General features: G+C 53.5%; 18 protein-coding genes, 1 pseudogene and 1 CRISPR repeat array. Of the genes and pseudogenes, 2 read left to right on the top strand and 17 right to left on the bottom strand.

From position 1 onward, the window contains the following. Positions 1–392 (top strand): hypothetical protein (locus tag AC50X8_RS21290; protein WP_494881311.1); only part of this gene is annotated, 392 nt, incomplete at its 5' end. 14 nt (positions 393–406) lie between these two features. Here AC50X8_RS21290 and AC50X8_RS21285 read toward each other — a convergent pair. From AC50X8_RS21285 to AC50X8_RS21225, 13 genes are all read right to left on the bottom strand, one after another. Next, positions 407–700: a DUF1294 domain-containing protein gene (locus AC50X8_RS21285; protein WP_494881309.1), complete on the bottom strand. Its 294-nt coding sequence runs from the start codon at positions 698–700 to the stop codon at positions 407–409. A gap of 46 nt (positions 701–746) precedes the next feature. Continuing rightward, entirely contained in the window at positions 747–3,272 is a 2,526-nt protein-coding gene (hrpB, locus tag AC50X8_RS21280) for an ATP-dependent helicase HrpB (RefSeq protein WP_494881307.1), read from the bottom strand. Positions 3,273–3,296: 24 nt separating this feature from the next. After that, positions 3,297–4,121: a hypothetical protein gene (locus AC50X8_RS21275; RefSeq protein WP_056038003.1), complete on the bottom strand. Its 825-nt coding sequence runs from the start codon at positions 4,119–4,121 to the stop codon at positions 3,297–3,299. 66 nt (positions 4,122–4,187) lie between these two features. Continuing rightward, the gene (locus AC50X8_RS21270; RefSeq protein WP_056038006.1) at positions 4,188–5,777 is read right to left on the bottom strand and encodes a cobyric acid synthase; all 1,590 of its coding nucleotides are present in this window, start codon (positions 5,775–5,777) and stop codon (positions 4,188–4,190) included. Next, a complete protein-coding gene (cobD, locus tag AC50X8_RS21265) occupies positions 5,770–6,882 on the bottom strand; it encodes a threonine-phosphate decarboxylase CobD (RefSeq protein WP_056038011.1) in 1,113 nt (370 codons plus the stop codon). The genes AC50X8_RS21270 and cobD overlap by 8 nt, the downstream gene beginning before the upstream one ends. A gap of 18 nt (positions 6,883–6,900) precedes the next feature. Continuing rightward, positions 6,901–7,710: an adenosylcobinamide-GDP ribazoletransferase gene (gene cobS, locus AC50X8_RS21260; RefSeq protein ID WP_056038013.1), complete on the bottom strand. Its 810-nt coding sequence runs from the start codon at positions 7,708–7,710 to the stop codon at positions 6,901–6,903. Continuing rightward, a complete protein-coding gene (gene cbiB, locus AC50X8_RS21255; protein ID WP_494881304.1) occupies positions 7,692–8,672 on the bottom strand; it encodes an adenosylcobinamide-phosphate synthase CbiB in 981 nt (326 codons plus the stop codon). The genes cobS and cbiB overlap by 19 nt, the downstream gene beginning before the upstream one ends. Continuing rightward, complete coding sequence (gene cobU, locus AC50X8_RS21250; RefSeq protein ID WP_056038018.1) at positions 8,669–9,274, bottom strand: bifunctional adenosylcobinamide kinase/adenosylcobinamide-phosphate guanylyltransferase; 606 nt, start codon at positions 9,272–9,274, stop codon at positions 8,669–8,671. Before cobU ends, cbiB begins: the two co-directional genes overlap by 4 nt. Positions 9,275–9,285: 11 nt before the next feature. Next, entirely contained in the window at positions 9,286–10,350 is a 1,065-nt protein-coding gene (gene cobT, locus AC50X8_RS21245; RefSeq protein ID WP_494863923.1) for a nicotinate-nucleotide--dimethylbenzimidazole phosphoribosyltransferase, read from the bottom strand. 4 nt (positions 10,351–10,354) lie between these two features. Beyond that, positions 10,355–11,155, bottom strand: coding sequence for an ABC transporter ATP-binding protein (locus AC50X8_RS21240; RefSeq protein ID WP_056039046.1), 801 nt, complete (start codon positions 11,153–11,155; stop codon positions 10,355–10,357). Between the two features lie 8 nt (positions 11,156–11,163). Further along, positions 11,164–12,198, bottom strand: a complete 1,035-nt coding sequence (locus tag AC50X8_RS21235; protein ID WP_056038024.1) for a FecCD family ABC transporter permease — start codon at positions 12,196–12,198, stop codon at positions 11,164–11,166. Between the two features lie 3 nt (positions 12,199–12,201). After that, positions 12,202–13,179, bottom strand: coding sequence for an ABC transporter substrate-binding protein (locus AC50X8_RS21230; RefSeq protein WP_494881301.1), 978 nt, complete (start codon positions 13,177–13,179; stop codon positions 12,202–12,204). Positions 13,180–13,372: 193 nt separating this feature from the next. Next, positions 13,373–15,670 carry a heavy metal translocating P-type ATPase gene (locus AC50X8_RS21225; protein ID WP_494881299.1) on the bottom strand — a complete coding sequence of 766 codons (2,298 nt, stop codon included), beginning with the start codon at positions 15,668–15,670 and terminating at the stop codon, positions 13,373–13,375. 446 nt (positions 15,671–16,116) lie between these two features. Further along, positions 16,117–16,681: direct repeats of the CRISPR family, unit length 32 nt; unit sequence GTCGCACTCTATGTGAGTGCGTGGATTGAAAC. Positions 16,682–17,058: 377 nt separating this feature from the next. On the opposite strand from AC50X8_RS21225, the gene AC50X8_RS21220 reads away from it, so the two are divergent. Continuing rightward, positions 17,059–17,361: a BLB8/JUQZ-1 family protein gene (locus AC50X8_RS21220; RefSeq protein WP_155973307.1), complete on the top strand. Its 303-nt coding sequence runs from the start codon at positions 17,059–17,061 to the stop codon at positions 17,359–17,361. A gap of 198 nt (positions 17,362–17,559) precedes the next feature. Here AC50X8_RS21220 and AC50X8_RS21215 read toward each other — a convergent pair. From AC50X8_RS21215 to AC50X8_RS21200, 4 genes and pseudogenes are all read right to left on the bottom strand, one after another. After that, positions 17,560–18,321, bottom strand: a pseudogene (locus AC50X8_RS21215) (Rpn family recombination-promoting nuclease/putative transposase); the annotation flags it as partial. An 85-nt stretch (positions 18,322–18,406) separates the two neighbouring features. Continuing rightward, on the bottom strand, positions 18,407–18,715 hold the full coding sequence (locus tag AC50X8_RS21210) for a rhodanese-like domain-containing protein (RefSeq protein WP_046233130.1): 309 nt from the start codon (positions 18,713–18,715) through the stop codon (positions 18,407–18,409). A 114-nt stretch (positions 18,716–18,829) separates the two neighbouring features. Then, positions 18,830–21,841, bottom strand: a complete 3,012-nt coding sequence (locus AC50X8_RS21205; protein WP_494881320.1) for a VWA domain-containing protein — start codon at positions 21,839–21,841, stop codon at positions 18,830–18,832. Then, positions 21,831–23,816: a VWA domain-containing protein gene (locus tag AC50X8_RS21200; RefSeq protein ID WP_494881297.1), complete on the bottom strand. Its 1,986-nt coding sequence runs from the start codon at positions 23,814–23,816 to the stop codon at positions 21,831–21,833. The genes AC50X8_RS21205 and AC50X8_RS21200 overlap by 11 nt, the downstream gene beginning before the upstream one ends. Positions 23,817–23,821: the final 5 nt, after the last annotated feature.

The following is a 23,821-nucleotide window of genomic DNA, read 5'->3' as shown; positions in this document are numbered from 1 at the left end:
CGGCTGTCGCCGCCCTTTGGCAGCGCGGCGCGTTTCATTCCGAGAAATATAGAGAAAGGATAACGAAATCATATCCTTTCCTATATTTCAAGCAAAAACGACTTCGTCGTCCTTCTGGGACGTGCGAAGAACTTTGCCCTAGAATTCTAAGCGGATATAAGGATAAAACTTATAAATTCTTAGAATTCAAGGTGAAACGGCTGTCGCCGTCCTTTGGCAGCGCGGCGCGTTTCATTCCGAGAAATATAGAGAAATTATGGCGAAATCATGCTTTCCTATATTTCAAGGTGAAACGGCTGCCGCCGTCCTCTGGCAGCGCGGCGCGTTTCATTCCGAGAAATATAGAGAAATTATGGCGAAATCATGCTTTCCTATATTTTAGAAAAAGCTAGCTGCGCCCATTGAGCTATTTGAAAATCGAGATGTCGAACACATAGTGGAATACCGCTGCAAATAGAACCAAATTCAACATGACAAGCAGCGGTATGCCAATAACGAAGGAGCGATGCTTCGTCTTGTGGCGCCATGCCCGCATTCCGGCATAGGCGCCAATAGCGCCTCCAAAAGCGCTCAAAGTAAACAGCCGTTTCTCTGGGATGCGCCTTTGCTGGCGGCGAGCGCTCTGCTTGTCGAGATACATGAGCGTAAACGTCCAGCAGTTAATCGCGAGTATAAATAAAATAAAAAGCTGCATCGACATTTTCTAGCCCTCTTTTCCTTGTTGCTATCTTTATGAATCCTGCAAGCTACTTGCGCGGCTTGACCCGATTCGTCGGCTGCGCCGCGTAAGGGTCATCCGGCCAATAATGCTTCGGATAGCGTCCTTTTAAATCCTTCTTTACTTCAAAATAAGCGTGGCTCCAAAAGCTGCCCAAATCGCGCGTCACCTGAACCGGACGCTGCGAAGGGGAAAGCAGATGGAGCGTTAGCGGCAGTTTGCCGCCTGCGAGCAGAGGCGTATCCTTCATGCCGAACAGCTCCTGAAGCCGGACGGCGATGAACGGCGCTTCCGGGTCATTGTAATCGACCGGAATGCGCGAGCCGCTTGGCACCGCTATATGCGTCGGAACCTGCTTGTCCAGCTCCTGCCGCTGCGTCCAGGTGAGCATGCCTTCCAGAAGCTGCTGCATGCTGAGACGCTGCAGATCGGCTTTGCTCTTCATCCCTTGAATATGCGGCATCAGCCATTCGGTGAGTGACGAGGTGGACAGCAGCCCCTCATCAGATACATCCGGCCAGCTGCTGTCATAGTGCCTCATCAGCCGCATACGGGCGAGCAACTGGGCTGCCTGCTTGGACATCGGCAGCAAGGCCAAGCCCTCCTGCTGCACACCCTGTGCCAGCGCCGCAGCGACGAGCTCCGCATCCGGCTTCGGCAGCGGTTTTTCCTGCAATAGGAGTGCGCCAAGCCGGACGCGCTCACGCGCCCTTACCGCTTGGGCGGACGCATCCCATTCCACGATGCGCTCCTGCCGAATTTGGTCGCGGGCCGCCGATGCCAGCTCGCCCTCCGTCAGTTCAGCCGCCAGCCGGATACGGCTTTCCGTTCCGGCGTCGTCGAGCTCCGCCGCAACGAGATAGGCTGCGCGCGACAAGGGCTGGGCTTCCGGCAACGCCGCGCCGCGGCCGTTCGCCAGCAAATATCTGCCGTCGCTGCGCCGCTGCGCAATGCGATCGGGATAAGCGAGCGCCAGCAGCGCGCCGCAGGACATCGCGGCGTCCTGCTGGCCCGCTCCGGCAGCCGCTGCTACGCGCGCGGCCGATCCTGCTTCGCCGGCTGCTGCGCTAGCCAGCAGCCGGCTCCATTGCTGCGCCTGCGAGCGAATTCGCTGCACGGCGCCGCGATCCACCTCAGCACCGTCGCCGCGGTGCAGAGCATCCAGCCGCAGCTGCACATCCGCGCTGCGCTGCTGTGGCAGCAGGTCGCGCTCGCTTAGCAGCGCGGCCAGCTCGCAAGCACGCTCCACCGCGCCATACTGCTGCGCGCGGAGCAGCATATACCCGAGCCTCGGATGAAGCCCGAGCCTCGCCATTCGCCGGCCCGACTCCGTAGGCCGGCCTAATGAATCAACAGCCTGCAGCAGCTCAAGCAGCTGCAGCGCCTGCTGATACGCGCCGATCGGCGGCGGGTCCAGCCAGCCGAGCTCCTCCGGCTGCTGGATGCCCCATACCGCAAGCTCCAGCGCGAGCGGCGCAAGATCGGCCTCCAGCATTTCCGGCTGGCTGAAGGGCTGCAAATGCATTTGCTCCTGCTCCGTCCACAGCCGGTAGCAGACGCCCGGAGCAAGCCTTCCGGCGCGCCCCCGGCGCTGGTCGGCTGACGCTTGCGATACCGCTACCGTCTCCAGCCGCGTCATGCCGGTGCGCGGTGAAAAACGCGACACCCGCATCAGCCCGGCATCGACGACGATACGCACGCCTTCAACCGTCAAGCTGGATTCGGCAATTGCCGTCGCCAGTACGACTTTACGCTTCCCCTCAGCGGACGGCTGGATCGCCTGATCCTGCGCATCCAGCGGCATCGTGCCATAAAGCTCCGCCACCTTAACGCCCTTCATCCGCTCTTCACTCGCAAGCAATGAAGCGACGCGCCGAATTTCCCCAACGCCTGGCAGAAAGACGAGCATATTCCCTTCATCAGCAGCAAGCGCCTGAAGGATCGTACTGACAACACTCGGCTCGATGCGCCCTTCCACTTTCGAGGAACGATAGATCGTCCGCACCGGAAATACTTTGCCGGCGCTCTCAATGATCGGCGCTCCGCCGAGCAGCTCCGCAACGGGGCCCGCTGCAAGCGTCGCCGACATGACGAGCAGCCTCAAATCGCTGCGCAGCAGCGCCTGCGACTGAAGGCTCAGCGCCAGCCCCAGATCGCCATGCAAATGGCGCTCATGAAATTCGTCAAATATAATAACGCCAACGTCCAGCACAGCTGGGTCCTCCTGAAGCATGCGGGTCAGCACGCCTTCCGTCACCACTTCAATGCGCGTCCGCGCACTCACCAACGCATCCAGACGAACGCGGTAGCCGACCGTGTCGCCTACCTGTTCTCCGAGCATCGCCGCCATATATTTGGCGGCAGAGCGGGCTGCAAGCCTGCGCGGCTCCAGCATCATAATTTTACGGCCGTCCAGCCAGGCCGCATCCAGCAGCGCAAGCGGCACGCGCGTCGTCTTTCCGGCTCCTGGCTCGGCGACCAGCACGGCGCCGCATCCAGCAGCCAGCACCTCAAGCAGCTCCGGCAAAACCGCATCAATCGGAAGTTGATTCATCTTTTTCTCCTCAATAAAACCGTCTTATTTCATAATGCGCAGCATTTGCACAACGGGACGGCTATCGCCTTGAAGCGTCGCCTCCGCGCTGCGCAGCTGCGAGGAGCCGTCACCATCGAGAAAGATGCCGCCGGCAAGCTTGTTGTCGCCAATCTTTTCGATAACAGCTTCGCGAAAAGCAGGCAAGCTCCCCTTCGTGCTGCTGACTACCAAATAAATATTGCCCAGCTGATCGTATACCGCAGCAGACCTTAACCGCGCGTCATCGGGAAAAGGAGCATTTTCCTGTTCCGCCTGCGCCAGCCAGCCCGCATCATTGCCGATGCTCATGCTAATGCCGCCCTGCGCCCAGAAGCGTGTATGATCCTGAACTTTAAGCTCGGATGCCTTGCTCGCGATTTGGACGCTTAGCTGATCCTTAACGCCATCCCAAACGAGCGTACCGCGGGCATATTTGGCATTTTCGCTGCCGGAGCCATATTCGCCCTGCTCTTCATTGACTGCAAGGCTGTTGACCACGGCAATGCTGAGCAGCGATTTTTCATAAAAAAATCCGCCATTTATCCCATAATACGGCGTTAACGCCACATTATTTTGCACCAATTGAGGCTTTACGTTGGCTGGCCGGGTTTTCAGAACATGCAGCATGAAGCCATTTGCCGCTTCCACAGCCGCATAGCTGTAATTAACAGGCTGCTGGGTGCCGTCGCTTGCCGCTCCGCCCTTTTGCTGCATCGACTGAATCATTCCGTAAAGCAGCAGCGCGCAAAAGGCAAGAAACGCCAGCATAATGCCTGCGATGATCCAGCTTTTTTTCTTTCCCAAACGCTGCGCAGCTTGCTCCTCCATGACCTCGCCCACTCCCTTTTCCGCTCTTTGTCTAAAGATTCCATCCTACTAGATCTGAAACGTAAGCTAACTACCCAGTTCCCCGCCCGCAGCAAGCACCTTATAAACGAGCGGCATATTCAAATGCTGGCGTGTATGCTCTGCAAGACGATCAAACGCCTCTTCGCGGTTTTCACGAAAACGAAGCTCTGCCGCAAGCGGCTCCCAGCCGCGCGCTATACGAATGTCATTCAGCCACGCCCGGCGCAAATCATCATTATGTAAAATGCCATGTATAAACGTGCCCCAAAGCCTGCCATCCACCGAGCATGCTCCTTCGCCTGCATAATCAAGCTCGCCATCTTGCAGCGGTTCTACACCAGCCAATTGGCTTCGAATGGCAAAGGGCTGGCGCAGCACGCCATGCTGGAAAATTTCTCCCATATGAATTTCATAGCCTTCAACAGGCAGCTGTTCGGTCAGCCAAGCTGCGGCAGCGCGGGCATGGCCCTCTACACGAACCGTTTTCTTCTCCCCTGCAAACTTTACGTCAAAAGGAAAAAAGCCAAAGCCCGGTGTTTCCTTATGCTCAGACTCCACACCTGCCGGATCAAGCAGCATCGCGCCAAGCATTTCATAGCCCCCGCAAATGCCAACGAGATATCCACCCTTCTCAGCGAACGCGGTTATTTGCTGGGCAAGGCCCATTTCGCGAAGCCACAGCAAATCCTCGACCGTATTTTTGCTGCCTGGCAAAATAACCGCATCAGGAGTGCCCCATTGCTCAGGCCTGTCCACAAAACGCAGCATGACGTCCGCTTCAAAGTAAAGCGGATCAGCATCGGTAAAATTGGATATGCGCGGCAGACGCAGTACGACAATATCAAGTGTATCAGGCCGCTGTTTTACTTGCTCTTCCAGCTTGCGGTCCAGCGACAGCGAATCCTCATCCTCCAGCGCAAGTCCCGGTAAAAAAGGCAATACGCCAAGCACCGGCTTGCCCGTCCGCTCCTCCAGCCAATCGACTCCGGGCTGCAGCAGTCCTACATCGCCGCGAAATTTATTAATAACGAAGCCGCATACGCGCTCGCGCTCATGCGGTTCAAGCAGCTCAAGCGTACCGACAATCGAAGCAAAAACACCGCCCCTGTCGATATCTGCCACCAGAATGACGGGCGCATCTGCCCAAGCAGCCATGCGCATATTGACAATGTCGCGATCTTTCAGATTAATTTCCGCAGGGCTGCCCGCGCCTTCCAGCACGACAATATCATGGCTGCTGCGCAGACGGGCGAGCGCCTCCCGCACGATAACGCCAGCCTGCGGCAAGTAGCTCTCCCGATATTCACGCGCGCTGAAATCGCGCAGCGGCTTCCCATGAACGACGACCTGTGAAGACATCTCCTTCGTCGGCTTCAGCAAAATCGGGTTCATATCCGTCGTCGCCAGCACGCCGCAAGCATCGGCCTGCATCCCCTGCGCCCGTCCAATTTCCTTGCCATCCCAGGTAACGTAGGAATTAAGCGACATATTTTGTGATTTGAAGGGAGCGACGGTATAACCATCCTGTCTAAAAATCCGGCACAATGCGGCTGTCACCAAGCTTTTTCCAACATCGGAAGCGGTGCCCTGCACCATAATTGTCAGCCCGGCATTGTTTTCTGATTGCTTACTCATGCTTATCCCTACTATCCTCTTTAAAATCTTCCAGGCATTGTGCCAGCGCCTCGAGCAGCTTTTCATTATCGCTGCGGAGCTTGATCGCAAAGCGGCAGTACCGGTCATCAAGTCCGACAAAATGGGAAGCATCGCGAATAAGCACCCCGCGGCTGCCCATTTCCTGCTGCAAAGCAGCAGCCGTTAGATGAGGCAGAGACGGCAGCCTTACGAGCACATAGTTGGTTTTGCTTGGCGTTACGGAAAAGCCAAGCCCCTCCAGCTGCGAAGTGAGCCAAGGCCGCTCTTCATTAAGCCATTTCAGCGTCTCCTCTGCATATTCCGCATCCTCCAATACGCCCTCTCCAATAAGCTGCGCGAGCGAGTTGACGCTCCAAGGAACCTGCAGCAGCCGCAGCGCTGCAATCCGCTCTGGCGTACTGATCACATACCCGAGCCGAATGCCAGGAATCGCATAAAATTTAGTCATAGAACGAATGACATACAGCCTGTCATTGCTGGCAGCTTCCTTCACCAGCGAATAATCCGCTTCTTCAGGCACAAAATCCATGAAGGCTTCATCCACGACCACCGTAGCGCCGCCAGCCAGCAGCTTCTTGATGAGTGCCGGTTGAACAAGCCGACCCGTCGGATTATTGGGCGAGCCCAGCATATAAAAAGGCTCTTCCATCTCGGTCGTCATGCTTTGGATCGCCTCTTCCGTCAGCTCAAAGCCATTTTCCGGCTTCAGCATGATCGGGGCAATGCCGCTGCTAATTTTATGAACGGCGTCGCCATATTCGCTGAAACATGGAAACGCAAGGCTTGTAATAATAGGATTTACAGCACGAACGGTCAGATCGATCAACTCTGCCGCACCATTTCCAATTAATATGCACTGCTCGTCAATGCCGTGCAGCTTCGCAAGCTTCGCCCGTAATCCGCGTACCGCAGGGTCAGGATACTTGCCAATCTGCTGGGCATAAGATAGCAGCACCCTATGTACCAAGGGGGGCGGGCCTAACGGATTCATATTGGAGCTGAAATCGACAAACTGATCAGCTGGCCGTCCGAAATTTTCCTCTGCCGTACGCAGGTCACCGCCATGTCCGTATCTTTCAAGCATGGTGCGTATTCCCCTCTTCTAATGAGTTGTCAATAATAGCAGTGCAAGCAACAATATAGCTTCAATCGCTTCATTCATGGCGCCGTAGGTGTCGCCAGTCAAGCCTCCCAGCTTGCGGACGAGCCAGAAAGACATGAATGTCCCTATCGCCATCGTCACAGCAGCAGCACCTGCCGCTGTGAAAGCTGACGTGCTGAGCGGCAATCCGAATGCCAGGCCGATCCCACAGGCTAGCAGGAAGGTCAGCACAAAACCCGACCATACATGCCGCAGCGAGGCCGCTTGGAATAAAGCGCCGATCCCTTCTCCCTCACGGGCACTCGGCCAAATGACAATCGCCGCCGCCATCCACCAGCGGCTCCACGCCGGTATTGTGACCAACAGTGGAAGCACATAAATAGACTTTGTATTATAAAGAAGCTCATATAACACGGTGAATTTGAACAGCACCAGCAAAACCGCGGCAAGGACACCCATAGCGCCTACTCGGCTATCCTTCATAATTTCCAGCATCCGCTCTCGCGAGCGATGGCTCAGCACGCCGTCTGCCGTGTCCATCCAGCCGTCCATATGAAGCGCGCCGCTAAGCGAGAGCCACAATGCAAGCAGCAATACAGCTCCCGGCCCAGCAGGCAGCCAGCTTTGCACAGCAGCAAAGCCTAGCGTAATCATTCCGCCAATCATGCTGCCCGCAATCGAAAAATAAGTTGTGCTGCGCGATAACACTTGCGGCTCAAACGGAACGGTTAACGGCACCGGAATTCTCGTCAAAAATTGAATAGCGGCGACCAGCGCCTGAGCATGCAGCTTCAATGAACGAACAGCCATAATGCCAGCACCCCAACTACAAGTAATAGACTTACCAGATACAATAATCTAGTTGTGAAAATGATATCCCGCGCGGACAATGGACGCAAGGGCTCTCCCATACGTGCACGTTCGCTAGGCTCTCCAAAATAATAATTGAGTCCGCCCAGTTCAATACCGAGCGCACCAGCAACGGCCGATTCGGGAATGCCGCTGTTTGGGCTCGGATGTCGATGGGCAAATTTGCGAATCGCAGCGACCGAACGGCCGGCAGACATGCCCGGCAGCAGCCACGCCGAGAACGCGAGCAGAGCTCCCGTCAACCGCGCTGGTATATAGTTGAGCACATCATCGGTTCGTGCCGAGCACCAGCCAAAATCAATATACTTATCATTGCGGTAACCGACCATAGAGTCAAGCGTGTTTGTCGCCCGATAAAGCATAGCAAGCGGCGCTCCGCCTATTAATGCGAAAAAAATAGGCGATACGAGCGCATCGACTGTATTTTCCGCCACCGTTTCCACAGCAGCACGGGCAGCCGCTGATTCACCCAGCTTGTCCGTGTCCCGTCCGACAATGTAACCGACATATTTGCGTGCTTCCTCAAGGTTTCCAGCTGCAAGTGGGGTATAAACGAGCATCGCTGCCTGTTTTAATCCTTTGACCGCGATAGTCGTTGATATAAACCATATGGTCACCGCATAGCCGAGCCAAGAATGAATAAGTGAAGCGGCCGCGACAATTCCCCACATGACGCCATATGAAACGGCCAACGTTATGAGCATTAACAAGACGCCCTTTAGCTTGAGGCGCTTGGAGGATTCTTTCTTATCGCTCCTTCGCAGCCTCTGCTCCAGCCAAGCAATGAACCTGCCGATCCAAATGACAGGATGCGTAGGCCATTTTGGATCGCCAACGATCCAATCCACGACAATAGCTGCTGCAATCAGCCACAGCATGTCCGGCAAGGAATAGAAAATCATAGCTGCTCCCAGCGGAAAGCCGCTGCCTTAAGCTCAATGGGAATGCCCGCCGTTACGAGAAACACTTTATCGCAAACCGCAGCCACCCGCTGATTCAGCCTTCCTGCCTCATCGCGAAACTTTCTGCCCATTGGATAAGCAGGCACAATACCAGCCCCTACCTCATTTGTTACTAATACGAGCGGATATGGATAGGCGGCAATCGCTTCAATGAGCATTTCCGTCTGGCGATGCAGCTGCTCGTCTGCTTCTTTGCCGGGTTGTCCCGCCTGCTCCTCCGCTGCCATTAAAGCGTTCGTCAACCAAAGGGTTAGACAATCTACGAGCACAACCGGCGGCTGTTCTCCGGCTGACGCCACAGCTGCCGCAGCCTGTGCCTGCTTCTCCAGCAATTCGGCCAGGTCAAGCGGCTCCTCAACCGTCTCCCATTCAAAAACTCCCGCGCCGCGACTCTGCTGATGCCTATTTACGCGTTCAGCCATTTCTTCATCCCAAATGCGGCTTGTTGCTATATAAATGCCTTTTTTGCCAAGCCTCATCGCGAGCTGCTCAGCGAATAAGCTTTTGCCGCTGCGCGTACCGCCTGTTACTAACATTGCCATTTCAGCTTCACCTACGCTTTCGATACCCCTGCACTTTCAAAAGTGGCCATTTCCTGCATGAGCTTTAATGCAGCATCGATAAAATGGAAGCATAATACCGCACCTGTGCCTTCGCCAAGCCGCATATCCATATGAATCATTGGGCTTAATCCAACGGCTTTCAATAGCTTCGCATGACCCTGCTCATAGGAAAGATGGGACGCAATCATGCTTGGTTTTGTCTTATCAGAAATACGCGAAGCTACTAACGCTGCGACAGAGGAAATGTAGCCGTCTATAACGACCGGACAGCTGTTCGCTGCCGCTCCAATAATAACGCCTACCAGTCCAGCAATTTCAACTCCGCCCAGCTTCATCAGTACGTCGAAGGGATCCAGCTCATCAGGTGCATTAACCGCAATAGCCCGTTTAACAACCTCGACTTTATTTTTCCAAGCCTCATCATTAATGCCTGTTCCTCTGCCAACCGTTTCTTCGGGCGGAAGCCCTGTCAACACCGTCGTAATCGCAGCGCTAGCCGTCGTATTGCCGATGCCCATTTCACCTATGGCAAAGGCGCGGTAGCCTTTTTCGTAAAGCTCATCCACGACTTCTACCCCTGTCAAAATCGCTCTAATGGACTGCTCTTTCGTCATCGCAGCCTCTTTCGCCATATTAGCGGTTCCGTACATGATCTTGCGGCTTAGAAGCTTCGGATGCGCAAGCTCTGCGTTCACCCCAATATCAACGCAAAACACGTCAGCTCCCGCCTGACGGGCAAGTACGTTGACTGCTGCGCCGCCATTCAAGAAATTCAGCACCATCTGAGGGGTTACCGCTTGGGGAAATGCACTGACCCCCTCCTCGCACACCCCGTGGTCGCCAGCCATAATAATGACCGCTTTGCGCTCCATATCTGGCCAGCGCTCGCCCGAAATTCCCGCAAGCTGGCAGGCAACATCTTCAAGCTTGCCCAAACTGCCCGGCGGCTTCGTCAATTGGTCGGAATGGCGTCTTGCCGCCTCCGCTTCCTGTTCATTAAATGCCGGGATTCTCCCAATTGCGTTCGCCAGCAGCATGCAAAATTCTTCTTTCATCTTTTCATTCCAGCTCCCCATTGTTTATTCGCACATTGGGCGCAAGCAAAATTTGCGGCACCCCTGTTAACGGATGATTCATTATTGAAGCTTCAGCGCCGTATACCTCGCGAATAAGCTCCGTCGTATAAATATGCTGCGGCTTGCCCAGAGCTGCAATACTCCCCTTATGCAGCACCAGCACTTCATCACAATATAAAGCGGCTAAATTTAGATCATGCAGCACGGTTACAACGGTAATACCCTGCTCACGCTGCCAGCTCTTTACCGTATCCAGCAATTGAATTTGGTAGCCAATATCCAAATAGGTCGTTGGTTCGTCAAGCAAAATGACATCCGCTTGCTGCACGATCACTTTTGCCAGCGCCACGCGCTGCCGTTCACCGCCGCTTAGCTCAGCCATTGTACGCTGCTCCAGGTTCTCAAGCCCCATTGCAGCAATCGCTTCATTAATAATTGGCGAGCTGTCGCCGGGCTCATTGCCGAACCAATTTTGATACGGAAAGCGTCCCATTTCAATCACTTCACGCACCGTAAAACCTACCGGAGGGAGTACGCCCTGCTGGAGCACCGCAAGCTTGCGCGCAGCCTCCTTGCGTGAATAGGCGGCAATGCTGCGCCCTGCCAGAAAAATATCACCTTGCGAAGGAGGCAATACGCCGGAAAGCAGCCGCAGTAAAGTGGATTTTCCGACGCCATTGGGGCCGATAATGCCGTATGTATACCCTTTTTCAAAGGAAAAGGTTAAGTCATTCAGCACATTTCTCCCGCGAATCGTCGTCCCGAGTTGACGCGCTTCAAGCATGATAGCCATCATCCCCCTCCTTCCAGCCGCTTGCGCCGATGCAGCAAATAAGCGAAAAATGGCGCACCGATCAGCGCCGTTACTACGCCTAGCGGAATTTCCTTCGGACTAAGCGCCATACGAGCAAGCGTATCGGCCCAGAGCACAAATATGCCGCCGCCAAATGCAGATAGCGGAATAAGCAAGCGGTAATCCGGCCCAACGATCAAGCGAATCACATGCGGTACGACGAGGCCAACGAAACCAATGACGCCCGCTACCGATACGGCAGCCGCTGTGAGCAGCGTCGAGCAGGCCAGCACGACCAGCTTCGTACGCTCTACCCGAATGCCCAAATGCGCCGCCTGCCCCTCGCCAAGCAGAAAAACATTCAAATGCTGCGCATAAGCGATCAGCACAATGACGCCAATAATGAGGAACGGAATCAGCATATAGACGTTCGCCCAGCTTTTCATCGCCAGCGAGCCCATGAGCCAAAATAAAATCTGGTTCACTACGCTGTTGGACAGCGAAACCATAAACGATACGAAAGCTCCGAGGAACGCCTGGATAATAACGCCGGATAATATAAGCGTTTCCAACTGCAGCCCCTCAGAGCTGCGCGCCAGCCAGAAAACGACCAATAACGTCGTAATTCCGGTTATGAAAGCGACGATTGGAATGGTCCAAATGCCAACTGCCGCCTGATAGCCGAATAAAATCAATGCCGCAGCGCCAACCGAGCTGCCGGAAGCAACCCCGAGCGTATAAGGATCGGCCAGCGGATTGCGCAGCACGCCTTGAAAACCGCTGCCTGCCAGTGCCAGACATGCGCCTACAAGCACCGCAAGCAGCACACGGGACAGCCTGACCTGGGTCACAATTGCAATTTCTCCTTCACTCCAGCTAACGGGCTGATCTCTAAGCCATGGCAGCTGGTGCAGCAAAATGCCCCACACATCGGTAAAGGAAATGCCTGCGGAGCCAATCGACAAGCTCGCGATAATAGAAACAGCAAGAAGGAGCACTGCTGCTCCTCCATAGCCTAGCCATTGATGTCTCATCCGCTATTTAACGAGGTCTGGATGAACAGCCTTCGCCAGATCAAGCAATCCGTCGGCAAGCCGCGGTCCTACACGCACGAGCGGATCTTCCGCAACCGCGATAACCTGCTTGTTTTTCACCGCGTCAATGACGTTCCAGCCTGCCCGGCTGTCCATCGCTGCAACGATGGGGTTCGGTTTTACCTTCATATCCGGATAAATGATAATTTCCGGATTTTGCTTAACGATCTCTTCGGCGCTGACTTCATACCAGCCTTCTTTCGAGCCGGCCACATTGGCACCGCCTGCCATCGTCAGCAGCTCATCCAAAAACGTACCCGATCCTGCTGTATAGCCAGGGCTGAACTCCAAATACACCTTTTTCGCAGGCGCATCCTTCACCGCATTCATAACCTGATTCATGACGTCGCGCATATGTCCCGCAACGGTCTCGGCATCCTTCACCCGGTTCAAAATTTGGCCGACCGCCTCAATATGGGCAATCGTTTCGCCATACGTTTTCGGATCGGAGGCAAATACCGGAATATTCAATTCACGCAGCTTGGCAATCGCATCGCCATTCATGCTGGAGGATGCCAGCACAAGGTCCGGGTTCAGCTTCACGACAGCTTCTATATTAGTCGTCATATCGCCAATTTTCTCAATATCATTCGCTTCTTCCGGATAGTTGCTGTACTGATCCACGCCGACTACTTGCTTGCCTGCTCCTACAGCAAACACAACTTCGGTTTCGCTTGGCACAAGCGTTACAATTTTTTCAGGCGCCTGCTCGAAGGTCAGCTTGGTATCCATTCCATCGGTTACGGTGAGCGGATATGCGGCGCCTGTCTCGGCGGATGGAGATGCAGAAGGTGCGACAGTTGGTGCAACAGATTCCTTATTATTGTTTACCGCACCGCCGCAAGCGGCAAGCAGCGTTAGCGTTGCAATAAGCCAAATGGCAAGGCTTGTTTTCAGCATATGGTTCATTTTAACTTTCATTAATCGTATACACTCCTCTAAAATGGTATGTTCTCTCCATGCGGAGGGATGCTTCAGGCTAATCAGGCATAAAAAAAGCATTCGCGGCAGCTGTGCCGAAAATGCGGTATCCCTGCTTGGCGCTGGCCCTCATCATTATGTAGGTTAGACGTAGTAACTATACCATCGTTTTTCCGTATTTGTCCACCTCACGCTAAGCAGCAAGCTGCTTGTGCCGCCGCAAAATATAGCTCAGCCGCATCGCATTTCCAACTACAGACACGGAGCTCAGCGCCATCGCTGCCCCTGCCATCCATGGTTCTAGCAGACCAAAGGCGGCAAACGGCACAATACTGCTGTTATATAGGAAGGCAAGCAGCAAGTTCTGCTTAATATTGCGCACCGTCAGCCGGCTGATGCCCAGCGCATCAACAATCGCGGTCATACGCGGCTGAAGCAGCGTTAAATGTCCGGCGGCGAGCGCCGCTTCCGTGCCATTGCCCATCGCAATGCCCACGTCGGCAGCAGCAAGCGCAGGTGCATCATTCCAGCCGTCGCCAGCCATGCCGACCCGTTTGCCCGAACGTTTAAGCTGCTCTACCAGCTCCAGCTTCTGCTCTGGCAGCAATCCGGCGAACACTTGCGTAATGCCTGCTTGGCGGGCTGCATTATGAGCAGGACTTTGGTGGTCGCCTGTTGCGAGCATCACTTGCAGTCCATAACGTTGAAGCTGCTGAACGGCAGCAAATGAATGAGGTTTAACCCGATCTGCAAGCGAAATAGCCCCGATGAGCAGGCCATTTGCCGCTACATATAGCAGTGTTTCTCCTCTTTTTTCCCGTTCTGCGCAAAAAGCAGCTAAAGCTGCGGCGACCTCTGCATTCGCTTTCCACTGTTCGGCTTTGGCAAAGGTTGCATTTCCGACGGTTATTCGCCTTCGCTCCACTACCGCTTGAACGCCTTTGCCGGGAAAATAAACCATTTCTGACGCGCTTGGCGGTGTCAACCCGATTCGCCCCGCTTCACGCCCTATCGCTTGCCCTAGCGGATGCGTGGAACCTGCTTCAGTGGCAGCGGCCAAACGCAGCACGGCTGAACGCGTCTGATTTGGCGCAGCCCATACGGCGCTAACCTGCGGGCTACCCTCGGTGAGCGTACCGGTTTTGTCCAGCAGCAGCGTATTAAGCCGGGCGAGCCGCTCCAGCGCCCCGCCTTGTTTCAGCACAATGCCCTGCTTCGCCAGGCGGCCAGAAGCAATGACCAGTGAAATAGGCGCGGCCAGACCTAGTGCACATGGACAGGCGGCGAGCATAACGGCGACCCCGCAGCGGAAAGCTTGATGCCAATTGCCGGGGTCCAGGAGCACCAGCCAAAGCATGAAGGTGAAAGCCGAAAGGGCGAGCATCGCCGGAACAAACCAAGCGGCCACCCGGTCCACCTGCTGCTGAATCGCAGATTTGGAGCGCTGCGCCTGACGAAGCAGCTCGCTAATCCGGCTGAGCAACGTCGCATGTCCCGCAGCGGTTGTACGGATGCGTTGCATCGCTCCCACATTCGTTGTTCCTGCCCAAATTCGGTCTCCTGCCCGTTTAACGACCGGCAAGCTTTCTCCTGTCAGCAGCGATTCATTCATATCGGTTTCCCCGCTCGTTAAAACGCCGTCAACCGGGACCGTCTCACCTGTGGCAATGCGCACGATTTCGCCTTCCCGTACGAAAGCGGTCTGTACATTAACCCACTGGCCTGCCCGTTCTACAGTTGCGGTTTGCACCTCCAATTGGCTGTACCCGCCCGCCTCATCCTGCGCCCGCGATGCAGCTGTCATCTCCAAATATTTGCCGAGCAGCACTGCGCTGATAACGACAGCAGAGGTTTCAAAATAAAGCGGCAGCGTATGTTCAGCAGCAAACGTTTTTCCAGTCGGAAGGCTGGAAAAAACAATATAATGGCTGTATAAATAAGCGGCAGACGTTCCTGCCGCTACCAAAACGTCCATATTCGCTGCACGCGAACGCAGCGCATGGTAAGCTCCAATATAAAAAGGCAGCCCAATGACGAATTGAACGATGGTAGCTAACGCGAGCTGCAGCCATGGATGCAGCAGCCAAGCCGGAATGGGGAGCCCGCTTAACAGGGGCAGATGCTGGGTCATTCCAGCAAGCAGAGGCAGTGTAAGCAGCAGCGAGATCATAAGCCGGAGGCCAAGAGCGCTGCGTTCCTGCTTCCACTGTTTTTTGCTGTGCTCAGCTGCCGAAGCTTGAAAGCCGATGTGACCGATTTTCGCCATAATCTCCTCAGACCGCAAGCTTTCAGGCACAAATTGTACCCAAGCCGATCTTGCGGGATAGCTGACCGCGACCGATTGAACACCCTCCATTTTGCCCACGGCTTTCTCGATTCGCGCGGCGCAAGCTGTACAGCTCATGCCGCCCACTGCATATTGCAAAGTCACACTATTTTCACTATCATTATTCCGCTGCTCCAATCGAACACCCGCCCTTTCGCCTTTCAATTACACCAGCCGCCGCCATATTCAAAGATCAATTCATGATGATTTATTTTCTTTGTATCATCATATGTTCGGTAGGGGGCTGACATGTGTACAAGCTGAGGTTAGCCATATGGATCAAGCGTAAAGAGGTGTGAGCAGGGTTGAGCAGGCGTTGCCGACTTTTGACGGCAGCTCTTATATAGGGTAGAGATAGAAGCTATATTATTCGCGTAAATAAGTATTCTTGTTTCGTTCTATAAGCCTAATTATCCGTGGCTGTATTTTTGGTGCGAATGTGAAGCTCACATAAAAACCCTAGGTCACTCGCACCTCATATTTTGTCGATTCAAGTCGAAAACGTGCTATTCAAGTAAAAGTCAATACCTCAGTCCATTTTTCTTGCTTTGTTTTTATTGAAAAAATGCAGCATTAATGCCATTATGGAATTAATTATGCATTTTTTCGCTGTCGCACTCTATGTGAGTGCGTGGATTGAAACCAGAATGTCGCCCCGACAAACGTCAACTTCCATCGTCGCACTCTATGTGAGTGCGTGGATTGAAACTTTAAGCAGGATGTTACCCGCACGTATTGCATCAGTCGCACTCTATGTGAGTGCGTGGATTGAAACGCCGTCAATGATCGCGGTCAATTGCTGCTCGAATAGTCGCACTCTATGTGAGTGCGTGGATTGAAACATCATCAAATTTGTAACTGGTCGTTGTATCTGATGTCGCACTCTATGTGAGTGCGTGGATTGAAACAAGCTGACAGCGTAGTGAAACTTAAACTCTATCTTGTCGCACTCTATGTGAGTGCGTGGATTGAAACGCAGGTGGGGGCGGGGCCAGTACGGGAATTGAACGTCGCACTCTATGTGAGTGCGTGGATTGAAACATCTCCTGCGACCACATCAACACTTCCCCTGCATTCGTCGCACTCTATGTGAGTGCGTGGATTGAAACGTAAAACTCGCCCCATATAAGCTGGCTGCGCGCGTGTCGCACTCTATGTGAGTGCGTGGATTGAAACATTTATTAAGCTCCGCTGCGGTGGGGCTATTTTAGTCGCACTCTAGTGAGTGTGTGGATTAAAACTTGCCAGTTCCACATAAAAGGTGATTGCCTTGCTCGTCGCACTCTATGTGGGTTCGATGATTAAAACATATTGGCTTGAGTTATCTTGCCAAGCAAGCTTTGTCGCGCTTTTGGTGGGCGTGTATATACAGCGCCTAATGTAGCCTCTTTAAACACAGTCGCACTCAACTATACAGAAACAAACGTGCTAGCAATTAATAGTCTTAATACGACAATTTACACCTCTATGCAAGCAGAAACTACTATTGTATGATTAAATTGGATTTACTTATTATTTCTATTTAAGTAAATTAATTGAAATAGGAGGTTCAAATGAAAAAATCCATTCAGAAAACTTTTCTCGCCACCACCTTAGCCCTTGCATCCTTTACAAGTTTCGCATTACTAGCTCCAACAACGGCTTCAGCAGCTGGAACAACCTTTATAACTTTGAAAAAAGGAAATTCTACGTCACTCTTTGGTGCGAATAGCTATGTTGTTGCATCAGGAACATCTATTGTTTCCGTATCTTCATCTGGATGGCTAACTGCTTTAAATACGGGCAGCGCAACAATTCGTGGCTACAGTTCCAGCGGGGTCCTTCTCTCGACTTGGTTTGTTACTGTAACCTCATAAATTTATCTATCAGACCGCCACACAAGGCGGTCTGTATTTTTTTATACAGTCCTCCTATTCAACGCTGCTGTATTACTGTTTTTGCTCATGACGTACTCTGTGTGAGTGCGTGGATCAATTGACGATTTTTTTTGTAAAAACATCCCCTTAAAGACAAAACGAGCCGACCGCAATGGGGCGGCTCGTCTCTATTTTTTACTATAACGACTTTAAATCAATTATTTCTTTCTCAGTTAGACCGGATGCTTCGACGATAACGGAAAGCTCAACTCCAAGAGCAAGGAGCTTTCTGGCAATTTCCTTTTTCGCCTCCGCCTTTCCTCTTGAGTTAGCTGCTTCATACATCGAAGCTTCATCATGCAAATACTTCTGGCGATCTTCATACTGTCTTCGTCCTTCTAAATCCTGACTCAAAAATTCCAGCGTATCCATGGCCTTTTTTAGTACCGGTTCATTCATCGTTAGCACCTCCCATTTGGATTGATCTGCACCTTTCAGAAATAACAGCCAGTTCACAAGTCCGCCTTCCTCAATTGAAATGGCTTGTTCGTCTAGCTTCGGCAGCTCCAGAAAGTGAAATTCAATATCGTCAATTAGTGAAATTCCGGTTCGATCTTCCCGCAGATGAAATACGTTATGATACAAATCATTTGGCAGCAAGGCGTAGTTCAAAATATTAATAGTCACGCACCGTTTCAGTTGGCTATAAGGCTGCCCTTCCTGCAATTGCCCAGAGTATTGCTTACTCCAATAGAAAAGCATTCTTTTCTCAGTATCATATTTATTAAAAAGCTGCATTTCAACATTAATAATTTCGCCTTCAGTTGTCCTGGCTCGAATGTCCAGAATGGACTGCTTGTCGCGCGGAGAGTCCTTATCTGTATAAGGGTTGAGCAAAATAATCTCTTTCAATGGGGGCCTTCCAGCCTCATCAAATGTTCGGTTTAAAAAGGTTAATAGTGAAAACCAACCTACAAAATCAAAAGCAGCCTAGCAATCCGCCAACAAGCGGTTGCAAGGCTGCTTTTCGTTTTAACGCTCTGTGCTACGCTCCAGTCACAATGGCTCCCGGCCAAGCGAGCATGCCGCCCGTCATATTAGTGACGGAGTAGCCCTGTGGCGCGAGGAAGCCGCATACTTTGCCACTGCGTCCGCCGCTGCGGCAGACGAAAATAATATTTTCATCCTTAGGCAGCTCATCCAAACGCTCCTGAATTTCAGACAATGGCAAATGCGCTGCTTCGGCAATGTGTCCCTCTTCCCACTCGTCAAGCTCACGAACGTCGATTAAATGAAACTTTTCCTTATTATTCAGACGCGCCTCTACTTGCTCCGGCGTGATTTCGTTATACATCGTTACGTCAGCTCCTCAGAAAAAATCTTTTATGTGCATTGTAACTTTCGACGCCGCCATTGTCCATTCCTCTAAACAAAACCAACATTCTAGCCTAGCAGCTTGTCAAAAATGCTACCGCTTGCCGCGCTTCTTCGCGGCAAGCAGACGATTGAGCGTCGCATGGCCGTCAGCTGGGTTTGTCTCTGAATTCGCAGGCGGAGCTAATGGCTGACTGCTTGTGCCTACTGATTTAAACTGCTGGTCGTCTCGCTGTTGCTTGCTTGCCTGACCTTGTCCCTCCGGCCGCACAGCTTGGGCTCGATTTGAGCCACTAGCAATCTGCGACGAATGGATCGCAGCTCGCTGCACGCCAGCAAGGTCTGCACCAGCACCCTTCGCCTGACCAGATGCTGGCGAGGCGGAAGCCGCATCACTTGTGCCCGCGCGCTCGCCATAAAAGCCTGCGGTGCGGCTTTTACGCTGCTGCAGCCTGCTCACTCCTGAAGGTGCAGCGGCGTCTGGCTCTTTCCTCTGCAAACGTCCGCCCGCTAATCCGAGCCTCGTCAAAAGCATTCGCCCGATTCGCTGCCAAGGCAGCGACAGCCGACGCAGCAAAATGTCGAGCAGCCACAGCGCCAAAATCAATAGGAGCAGCTCACGAGTCCAATCATAAGGCTGCCTGGACTCTACTGGAATGAAGCGGTAAACCTCCTGCGGCGCGTCCAGCGACAGCAGGCGTCCGCCAGTAGCGTTAGCAAGCTGCTGCAGCGCTTCTGTTCCATTTTCACCCGTCAATCGATACTCAGGCGAATATGGAATGACAAAACCCGTTGTCGTGCCACTACCCGTATTTGGCGTTTCCGCTCCGCCCGCAGCAGCGGTCTGTTCATTCACTTGCATTAAATACACGCCCGGCTCAGACACCGGAAGGCTTGCCGCATATTCGCCCGGAGCCGCGGGAAGCGGAGAAAGCGTCGTGCTTTTGCCAGCTTCGTCCGTGACCACAGCTGACAGCTTCGCTGCTGTATCACTGCCCTCGGTGCGCAAGCGCAGCATCGCCTCTCGACCATCCAGCTCAGCTGTTGCGGAATACGGCGTGCTCTCAAATTGGGGAAACGTCCATTTAATCCACTCGGCGAGAACATTAGGCAAGGCGGACCACTGTACCCAGTCTCGTGACCATTTTCCAGTCAAGTCGCTCGTCCAGGCTACCGTTCGTCCTGAGCCATAAGCCCAGCGTGCCAAAATCGGATCGCCTTGTGGGGATCGCAGCGCGACCTCTGCCGTTTCCTTCGCTGTCGTTGCGATGTACGCCTGCAAAACCGGCAAGCCATTTTGCCACATCGTCGCCCAGCTTCCGGCTTGCCCGATTAGCGGCGGCGCATTTTGCTCCACAATATACGTTCGTGACATTAACACCGTCTCACGGCTGAAAATAGCCGGAAGCGTGCTTTCATCATTTGTAAAATAAAACCGTCCCTTTGCCTGCTTCGCAAGCTGCTCCAGCATCACCTGATCCGCACCGTCTCCTACTGCAACTGTAGACATCGTCATTTTATTGTCGACCATGCCTTGTGTCAGTGTAGCATATCCCGGATTAGAAGCCGATTGGCCATCGGTGAGCAAAATAATATGCTTGCGCTGGGCATCCATTTCCAGCAGCTTGTTGTAAGCGGTATCCAGAGCCGGGAAAATTTCCGTGCCCCCATCAGCCTGAATGCCTTGGATTTTAGCCAAAACATCGTCGCGTTCCGTCAGCTTGGTCGGCTCCACGATCCACCATGGCGTCGAGTCGAAGGCGACTACGCCTACCGAATCCTCGGGACGCATCAGCTCAATCGTTCGCATCGCCGCTTCCTTCGCGAGCTCCAGCTTGCCGCCAGACATACTGCCGGAACGGTCAATTACTAATATCAAGCCGAGCGACGGAAGCTGTCGCTTGCCCTTCAAATCCATGTAAACCGGCAGCGCCTTCTCGATAGGCGTTTGAAAATAGCCGCCCAAACCAAAGCTGTTGTCGCCCCCTAGCATGACTAGGCCGATGCCATAATCGCTGACCGCTTTGCCGAGCCACTCCATCGGTTTTGCCGCAATGCGGGTTGCCGGAACATTATTTAAAATAATGCTGTCATAGGCAGCATATGAAGCCAGCTGTACAGACAGCCGCTCAGGCGGAATCGTCTCGTAACGAATGAGCGAGGCTTTCAAAGCTGCCTCCACATTTCCCGATGAGCCCGGCACGCCTTCGACAATAAGCACAGCGGGCGGGCCGCTAACTCTGCTGAACGCATAAGCCGTATTGTTCTGCTCGCGTTCATCCCCTTCGGCATATAGCTCGGCCCGGAAACGGTGAAAGCCCGGTTCCAGCGCAGCGCTTTGCAGGGCAAAACGATTTTCGCCCGGCTCCAGCACGATATCACTTGTCGAAAGCTCACGGTTATCTTCATAGAGCCTCAGCTTGGCCGCACCGGATGATGTGCTGTTAATCGTAAACTCAAACGTAAACTTCTCGCCCTGACGCAGCGTTTGCGGTACGTCCATCGCTTCGAGCGAAGCGTCCACCCGCTGCGGGGCAGCTATCGGAACGACATCCACCTCAATGCCAGCATGCTTTAGCAGCTCCGCTTGGCGCAGCATGCTTCCGGCGTTTTCAGCGCCATCGGAGAGCAGCACGATTTTGCCGCCACCGGCTTCATGCAGCATGCCAGACGCAAGGCGGAGCGCTTGAGACAGATCCGTGAAATTTTCATTCACACCTGAACGGAACGTATATCGTTCCGCACTTGGAAGCTCATCAGGCGAAAGTACCTTATCGATTGCCGCATCCAGTCCGATGGACACAATTCCGCTTCGGTCCTCTTCGTCTTTCGCCGCCGAGGCTTTGGCAATCCACTCGCCTAAAGAGGCATCGGCATTGACGGACGCGGAGCGATCCGCTACAAAAATAACGTTTCGCTGCTCGACACGCCAGTAAGGCTGCACGCCAGCAGCGATCGCAATGACCAGTAGCAGGATGAGTCCACGCAGCGCAATGGCTATCTTTTTACGAGTGCCCTGCAGCCGCAGCGTACCTCGAATCATCCACCACACCGCCGCAGCCCACGGGATAAGAAGAAGGAGCGCCCAAGGTGAATCAGCCTGCATTCCCACGCCTATACACCTCCCATTCCACCAGCATCAGCGCAAGCAGTGCCAGCGCGAGCCATGCGGCAAAAGCATTTGCAGCATTTGCCGTCTCCACGCTGCCCGCAGCACTTCCCGCATCAGCCTGGTTTTGACTTGTCTCAGAGGAAGCAGCTGCAATCGGCTTAATATCGGCAGTTGCAGACATCGATGCACTTTCGGCGGAAGCCGCATTTACAGCAAGCATCCTCTGGCCGATCGTTTCTCCTTCTGCGTTTTGCTCCATTAAACGGTACAAGCCCGGAACCGCTGGGGCGATAGCCGGTTCTTGCGAAGCAAGCGCCGCAGACAGATTGCTGTCAGGCAGCGATTTTTCGCTATAGCCGCCTATAGTTTCAATCATTTCCCACTTGGCACTTACTGTCTCATTTAAAAAAGCAAGCTGTAGCGCACTTCCGGCATCCGCCGTCCCTAGCTGAGCCCGACTGCCACCGCTCATCCAGTCCGCAGCCTGTACAATTAGCACGGGAAACTCCGGCCGCAGCGGCAAATCGCTGCTTTGCATATCAAAGGTAAAGCGCAGCTGCGGCCTGCCTTGCACCGAGCCTGCATAAATAGCAGGCAAGCCGCCATAGGTGACAATGGCATCTCCCCAAGTCCCCGCATCCTTCGCCTTCACCATCCGTCCAATATGGGTATCTTCAAATGAAAGATAGGCGGTAACGGGATGGTCGGCTATCGCCACCCTGCTATTCGCAGGCGAAGCCGTCTCTTCCTCGGTCGCTTCTGGATGATCAATATACCAGACGGGCTTGGAGGCAAACAGCTCCTGCCAGCTTTTGTCCGTACGAAGCTTCGCTGTGTCTCCATCCATAATGACCCAGTCGATGTCCTTAACATGCTCCTTGGAAGGAACGTATTGTGTTGGATCAACCTTTATCGTTTTTACCCCAGCGAGCTGGAGTGCTTTTTCCAAAAACAAGTTGCCGGATGTAGCCAAAAGCACCTGCTGCGCTTTAGATACAATCGGAAACTGATAGGCGATATTGTCCGCCGCATAATCATCGGTCGTTCCGCTGATTTTGGCTGTATAATAGCTTGCCTCTTCCGGCAGGCCAATCACATCTACGCTCGTCCAGCCTCCAGACTCAAGCTTGACTGATTTTGTCGCCGCAGGCTCCGATTCCTTGTCCGCATAAACAGCAAGCTGGATCTGCTTGGAAGCAGCGCTGTCATTGCGAAGCGTCACTACGCCTGCCCGATTGCCATCCTCCCCAACTGCCGCATGAATGCCAAAATACAAAATAGCACTATTATTGCTGCCAGCTTGTGGGGCAGAAAGCTTGAATTGCTCTAGCTTTGCATGAAGCGTGAGCAGGTTAACGGAGTCCGCATCCTGCCACCTGCCATCGGTTAAAAGCAAAATCTGCCTGCCTTGTTCATTCGCAAGCAGCGAGTCGGCTAGTGATAAAGCCGCTACGTTGTCCTGAGTACCGAAATCTGGCGTTATGGCTTTCAACTGCTGCAGCACGAGCTCATGGTCCGTTTCCTTGGACAAAATAATGCGAGGCTGCTCGCCCGTTACAAGCAAAGTAATGAGCTCCCCTTTCGGCTGCTCGCTCAGCCACAGCTCCGCCTGCTGTACAGCGGCGTGCAGCAAGCTGCCTTGCGAGCTTCCTCCGGGCATAGCCGCTGTCATGCTTGCGGAGCGGTCAAGTACGATGACGGTATGACTGCCGCTGCGGCTATCTGCCGTGAGATACGGCTGCATGAGCGCCAGCACTAATACAGCAGCTGCGAGCAGCTGCAACAGCATTAGCGGGCGGGTGCGCAGCTTTTGCCATGGACGATTCGCCTCCTGCTCGCGCAGCATGCGATTCCACAGCATGTGGCTCGCGATTTCGGTATCCATATACGTACGCTTGAATAAATACATTAATACGATGGCTGGAAGCGCCAAGCCGAATAAAGCCGATAGCGGCGATAGCAGCTGCATTTCTC

Source organism: Paenibacillus sp. JT22N15 (assembly GCF_059383755.1).
Note: the sequence above shows the minus strand (reverse complement) of the source record. Positions and strands in the feature narration are given on the sequence as shown.

What these genes read in the sequence shown, in the direction of transcription:
- AC50X8_RS21285 (WP_494881309.1), bottom strand. Translation starts at nt 700, where the DNA reads ATGTCGATGCAGCTTTTTATTTTATTTATACTCGCGATTAACTGCTGG.
- hrpB (WP_494881307.1), bottom strand. Translation starts at nt 3,272, where the DNA reads ATGAATCAACTTCCGATTGATGCGGTTTTGCCGGAGCTGCTTGAGGTG.
- AC50X8_RS21275 (WP_056038003.1), bottom strand. Translation starts at nt 4,121, where the DNA reads ATGGAGGAGCAAGCTGCGCAGCGTTTGGGAAAGAAAAAAAGCTGGATC.
- AC50X8_RS21270 (WP_056038006.1), bottom strand. Translation starts at nt 5,777, where the DNA reads ATGAGTAAGCAATCAGAAAACAATGCCGGGCTGACAATTATGGTGCAG.
- cobD (WP_056038011.1), bottom strand. Translation starts at nt 6,882, where the DNA reads ATGCTTGAAAGATACGGACATGGCGGTGACCTGCGTACGGCAGAGGAA.
- cobS (WP_056038013.1), bottom strand. Translation starts at nt 7,710, where the DNA reads ATGGCTGTTCGTTCATTGAAGCTGCATGCTCAGGCGCTGGTCGCCGCT.
- cbiB (WP_494881304.1), bottom strand. Translation starts at nt 8,672, where the DNA reads ATGATTTTCTATTCCTTGCCGGACATGCTGTGGCTGATTGCAGCAGCT.
- cobU (WP_056038018.1), bottom strand. Translation starts at nt 9,274, where the DNA reads ATGGCAATGTTAGTAACAGGCGGTACGCGCAGCGGCAAAAGCTTATTC.
- cobT (WP_494863923.1), bottom strand. Translation starts at nt 10,350, where the DNA reads ATGAAAGAAGAATTTTGCATGCTGCTGGCGAACGCAATTGGGAGAATC.
- AC50X8_RS21240 (WP_056039046.1), bottom strand. Translation starts at nt 11,155, where the DNA reads ATGCTTGAAGCGCGTCAACTCGGGACGACGATTCGCGGGAGAAATGTG.
- AC50X8_RS21235 (WP_056038024.1), bottom strand. Translation starts at nt 12,198, where the DNA reads ATGAGACATCAATGGCTAGGCTATGGAGGAGCAGCAGTGCTCCTTCTT.
- AC50X8_RS21230 (WP_494881301.1), bottom strand. Translation starts at nt 13,179, where the DNA reads ATGAAAGTTAAAATGAACCATATGCTGAAAACAAGCCTTGCCATTTGG.
- AC50X8_RS21220 (WP_155973307.1), top strand. Translation starts at nt 17,059, where the DNA reads ATGAAAAAATCCATTCAGAAAACTTTTCTCGCCACCACCTTAGCCCTT.
- AC50X8_RS21210 (WP_046233130.1), bottom strand. Translation starts at nt 18,715, where the DNA reads ATGTATAACGAAATCACGCCGGAGCAAGTAGAGGCGCGTCTGAATAAT.
- AC50X8_RS21205 (WP_494881320.1), bottom strand. Translation starts at nt 21,841, where the DNA reads ATGCAGGCTGATTCACCTTGGGCGCTCCTTCTTCTTATCCCGTGGGCT.
- AC50X8_RS21200 (WP_494881297.1), bottom strand. Translation starts at nt 23,816, where the DNA reads ATGCAGCTGCTATCGCCGCTATCGGCTTTATTCGGCTTGGCGCTTCCA.